At 72.0% G+C, this 5,285-nt stretch carries 3 protein-coding genes; 1 reads left to right on the plus strand and 2 read right to left on the minus strand.

The genetic code is table 11. From position 1 onward, the window contains the following. Positions 1-106: 106 nt before the first annotated feature. The gene (locus ACOV8S_RS21465; protein WP_448319516.1) at positions 107-1,219 is read left to right on the plus strand and encodes a PP2C family protein-serine/threonine phosphatase; all 1,113 of its coding nucleotides are present in this window, start codon (positions 107-109) and stop codon (positions 1,217-1,219) included. A 30-nt stretch (positions 1,220-1,249) separates the two neighbouring features. Here the strand turns inward: ACOV8S_RS21465 and ACOV8S_RS21470 are convergent, their stop codons facing one another. Beyond that, the gene (locus ACOV8S_RS21470) at positions 1,250-1,987 is read right to left on the minus strand and encodes a GNAT family N-acetyltransferase (protein ID WP_448319518.1); all 738 of its coding nucleotides are present in this window, start codon (positions 1,985-1,987) and stop codon (positions 1,250-1,252) included. A 476-nt stretch (positions 1,988-2,463) separates the two neighbouring features. After that, the gene (locus ACOV8S_RS21475; RefSeq protein ID WP_448319519.1) at positions 2,464-5,160 is read right to left on the minus strand and encodes a cellulose binding domain-containing protein; all 2,697 of its coding nucleotides are present in this window, start codon (positions 5,158-5,160) and stop codon (positions 2,464-2,466) included. Positions 5,161-5,285: the final 125 nt, after the last annotated feature.

Here is a 5,285-nt window from a genome sequence, read left to right on the forward strand (position 1 = left end):
GTGTGGGCGCGTGATGCCGCCGGGGGGTGGGGGGCGGAGGGAGACTGGGCCGGTGATCTGGAACTCGCGACGTGGTCGGATCGCCTCGCAGGGGAGGCGCGAGCCCTTGCTGACGCGCTTCGACCGGGCGGCGTGGGTGATTCCCACCAGCGCCCTGATCGTCATCGTCGTCGTCGGTGAGCTCGGCCCGTCCATCCGCATCGTGAACTGGCTGCTGATGGTGCCGCTGCTGGCGGCGGGGGTCTGCTCGCCCGCCGTCACCCTGATGTTCGGGGTGGTCGTGGTGGTGCTCAACCGCTACATCGACGTCACCCACCCCGATGTGCTCATCCGGACGGAGGACTTCGTCCTGGAGATCACGGCGTCGGCGCTGGCGCTGCTGATCGCGGTGCTCAGGTCGCAGGCCCACGCTTACGTGCGGCACCTGCAGAGTTCCGCGGAGGCCACCCGGGAGGTCGTCCTGCGCCGCATTCCGCCCGACTGGGGCGGGGTGGAGTCCGCGGCCCGCTACCGGGCGGCGGACGTGGAGGCGCGGGTCGGCGGTGACTTCTACGACGTGCTGGCCACCCCGTTCGGGGCACGTGTTGTGCTGGGTGACGTGCAGGGCAAGGGCTTGCCGGCGGTGTCGACGGCCGGCGCGGTCACCGGTGCCTTCCGTGAGGCCGGCTACTACGAGCGGGACCTGGACGTCGTCGCGGAGCGCATGGAGAACGGGTTGCGGCGGCACAACCTGTTGCGGCGGGCCGTCGGCGACGAGGGCGAGCGGTTCGCGACCGCGGTGGTCCTGGCCTTTCCCGACACGGAGCCGAACACGGTCGAAGTGGTCAACTTCGGGCACGACGGGCCCTATGTGATCGGCCCGCGCGGTGTGTGGCAGTTGCCGCAGCAGGAGGGCGCCCCGGTCGGCATGGCCGAACTGGTCGGCGGGACCCCCGCCGTCCGCCGGTTGCCGCTCGAGCCGCGGGAGACGGTGCTGCTGGTGACCGACGGCGTGACCGAGGCGCGCAACAAGGCCGGCGAGTTCTTCCCCCTGCGGTCCTGGCTGGAGGGCCTCGCCGGCCGGCGTCCGGAGGGTGTCGCTCCCGCCGACCTCCTCGGTCTGCTGCTCGACGCCCTGCGTGAGCACACCCACGGTCATGTCACCGACGACGTCGCGCTGCTGGCCGTGCGACAGCGATCCCTGGCGGATCTCATGCCCGGTGGCAGTCACGTCGCCTGAGGCCCGGCGGCCGGCCGGTGCGCCGGCGGCTCAGACGTGCCGCATCCACACGTTCGGCTCCTGGTAGAGGCCCTGGTCCGCCGACCGGTCGACGTGCAGCAGAGCGAGGCCGTCGGGGATGACGTACGCGCCGGAGTCGGGGAAGGCCATGCCGGTCCAGCCTTCCCAGTCCGCGACCGTGCCGGTCATCGTCTGGGAGACCTCGGCGGGCTGGAGGACGACGGCGCCCAAGCGCTGGTGCGTGCGGATCCAGGGGTCCAGGGCCAGGCCGTCCTCGCGGGACCACGTGAGGAAGGTCCCGATCGGCGTGAGCGGATAGCGGGCCTTGAGCGTCGGGCGGACCGGGGCGATCACCCTGGTCAGGCCCGCCTCCCCCGCCGCCGCGCGCAGTGCCGTCAGCACCTGTGCGGCGAGGCCCCGGCCGGTGAGGGAGGGGGTGACGATCGCGCCGCAGATCACCAGGGTGTCGGGCTCCTCCCCCGCCTCGTGCCCTTCGACGGCGCGCACCAGGGATTGCGAGTAGCCGCCGGGGAGGTCCTGCGGGCTCCCGTCCCAGCGCAGGGGCACGCCCCAGCCGCAGGCGACCGGGACGTCCCGGTCGTCCACCAGCATCAGGTCGAAGGCGGGGAAGAACTCCCGGACCCTGCCGATGTGCTGCTTCACCAGGTGGTCCGCGGTGATGAACTGCGGAAATCCCTCGCTGAACAGCTCCCGCAGGTGGTCGTCCTGCCAGGGGCGCGCGTCCGCCCGTACGGCCTTCAAGATCATTCGATGTGTTTAGCACATCGATGGGGAGCGGGGCGACGAGTTTCGGCGTCCGACTCCCTGGCGGGCGACCGCACGGTGGTCACCCATGATCAGCGGGGCATCTCCGGCAGCACCCTCGACAACCCTGCCCAGGACTCCACGCCGCAGGTGCGGGCGGACGACGCTCATCGCCCACGATCCTCCCCTGGTCGAGCTGCATCCGGAGGCCGAGGCGCAGCGGGCGGCGGCCGACGACATCGTCGCCACGTTCCACGAACACGGTGTGGGGGCGGCGTGGTGGTCGGTGTCGGCGCCGATTCCCGGGGCCTGAGCACGTACCCCGCCTCCCTGGCGTCGGCTCGGCTCCTGGACACCGCGCCGGTCGGGGTTTCCCGGTGACCACGGGGGCTTCCTCGGCCGGCCCGCGGAGTTCGCCGCCGCGCCCCGCCCGGAGGGTGCTCCGGGCGGGGCGCGGCGTGCGGTGACGGCCGGGTGGGTCAGCCGCAGGCGGCTCCGTCACGGGTGAACGCCGTGGGCGTGCCGTTGGAACCCGTCGAGGTTCCGGTGAGGCCGACGGTGACCGAGCCGCCGGGGGCGACGCGTCCGTTGTAGGAGACGTTGGTGACGGTGACCTGGGCGCCGCTCTGGGTGAAGGCGCCGTTCCACAGCTGTGTGACGCGCTGACCGTCGGGGTAGGACCAGCCGAGCTTCCACGCCTGCCAGGCGCTGTCACCGGTGTTCGTCAGTTTGACCTCGGCCTGGAAGCCGCCCTGCCACTGGTTGGTGACCCGGTAGTCGACCGTGCAGGCGCCCTTCGGGTCGCCGGGGTCCGGCGGATCCGTGGGGTCCGGGGGATCCGTCGGATCGGTCGGGTCCGTGGGGTCGGTCGGGCCGGTCGGCGAGGGGATGTCCGCGGTGTCGGCGTAGACGATGCCGCGCCCGTTGGTGGAGACGTAGACCCTGCCGTACACGCGCGGGTCGCCGGTGATGGTGGAGCCGGTCCAGCCCCACTGGTGCTTGGCGTCGTTGACCCGTACCCAGTTCGCGCCGGCGTCGGTGGAGCGGAAGATGCCGCGGACGCCGCCGATCTTCGCGCTCGTGTAGAGGGTCTGGTAGGTGGCGCCGGGGGCGGGCTTGCCGAAGCCGATGGTGTCGGCCTCCTGGACGCCTCCCACCTTGGTGAAGGTCGCGCCGGAGTCGGTGGAGTGCCACAGCCCGTAGGTCTTGTCCTTGGCGCCGCCGGCCAGCCAGATGTCGCCGCCGCGGCCGGGCACCGCCTTGAAGCGCACGGTCGTCCCATCGGGCAGACCGGTGGAGGCGCGCTTGGTGAAGGTGACGCCGCCGTCGGTGCTGACGTAGAAGGCGCCGTCCTTGAAGCCGTAGAACTTCTTGGCGTCGACGCGGTCGGACTCGACGACGGCGCCGGCCGGGATGCCGGAGGAGGCCGTCCAGGAGGAGCCCGAACTGGTGTGCACGCCCGCGCCCTCCGGGCTCCACACGTAGCGGCCGCCGTCCGCCGACACGGCGACCGTGCCGCCGCCCGTCACCCCGGAGGGGTCCGAGCCGGCCCACCAGTTGGCGCCGTTGTCGGAGGAGAAGGCGATGTGGGCGCCGCTGTCCACGTTGCCGGCCCGCACCACGGTGTTCGGGTTCGACTCGGCGTAGTCCAGGCTGGTGGTGGAGGTGAAGTTGGGCGACTGGAACATCTTGGCCGGCACCGCGTTCAGGTCGGTGTGCCGGAAGCCGCCGATGTCGCCGAGGCCGCTGATGAGGGTGGCGCCGGACGGCGGGGCCACCAGGTCGAGGACCGCGGTCTCCTCCAGCCCCTTCACCATCGGCTTGATGACGGGCTTTCCGCCCTTGTCCCACTGGGTGAGGTTCTCGGTGCCGAAGATGGTCGCTCCGGTGCCGTACATCATCCGGTCGGAGTCGAACGGGTCGATCTCCAGCGCCTCGGTCATCCAGCCGAGCTTGGGGGTCTGCTCCGGCGGTGTGGGGTTGGCGCCCCAGTCGAGCCAGGGGACTGCGGTGATGTCCATGGTGTAGCGGTTCGAACGGTTCGGGTAGGAGCTGTACTCCCAGGCCCTGGTCCACTTCGCGCCGCTGTCGGTGGTGCGGAAGATCTGCGTGTCCGGCCACCAGGAGCTGTAGCCGGTGACCATCACCGTGCCGGGGTTCTGCCGGTCGACGGTCAGGCCGCTGTAGCCGAAGTAGGTGTCGGCCGCGGGCATCGGGCTGATGTCGGTCCACGTGCCGTCGCCGGTGTCGTAGCGCCAGACCTGTCCGGTGGAGCCGTCGTAGGGGCCGCCGGTGTCGCTGTAGGCGAGGTAGAGGTAGCCGTTCTCGGCGTCCAGGACGCCCTTGTGGGCGAGCAGTCCGGTGGGCTGACCGGCCACGCGCGACCAGGTGGCGCCCGCGTCGGTCGAGCGGTAGACGTTGTTCGCCTTGTCGGCGACCCCGACGTAGATCGTCCGGGTGGCGGCGCCGGCGCTGCCGGTCGACTCGTCGAAGGTCACCCAGGAGATGCCCTGGATGTCGCCGTTGTAGCCTCCGGCGTCGTCCGGGTCGGCGACATAGGTGCCGGGGTTGGGGAACGAGGTGACCTTCGCCCAGGTGGCGCCGCTGTCGGTGGAGCGCCACAGGCCGTTGCCGCTGGGGGCGCCCAGGTACAGGACGCTGTTGCGGTGGGGGTCGACGGCCAGGCGTTCGCCCATGCCGCGGCCGGGCATGTTGCCACCGAGCTTGAAGGGCAGGTCCGCCTTGGCCCAGGTCTCGCCCCGGTCCGAGGAGCGCAGGACGGCTCCCTTCCCGGGGTCCCAGTCGTTGGTGTAGGTGCCGACCGCGGCGTACACCCTGTCCGGGTCGACGCTGTCGGAGGCCAGGCCGATCACTCCGGTGTGGCCCCAGTCGTCCCAGCCGACGTGGTCGAGCAGGGGTTTCCAGCTCTTGGTCGACTCCACCCAGCGGTAGGCGCCGCCGATGTCGGTGCGGGCGTAGGCGAGGTCGGGTTCGCTGCGGTTGAAGACGATGCCGGGAACGAATCCGCCGCCGTCGATGCGGACGTTCTTCCAGTCGGCCGAGGCGGCCGCGGCGGCGGCCCCCGTGCGCGCGGGGCCGTCCTGCGGTTCGGTGGGCCTGGCAGCGGCGGCGGGTAACAGGGCGGCGCACAGCAGGCCGAAGGCGGTGGCCAGCACGAGGCCGGCTCTCGGCACGCGGTGTCGCGGCCGCCGGGCGACCGACGGCCGGGGCGGGGTGGTGGGTGCGGTGCGACCGGGCAGCGGTCTGCCTCTGGGGGGAGGGGACTCGTGCACAGCTCTTC

The organism is Streptomyces sp. CO7, from assembly GCF_053474865.1.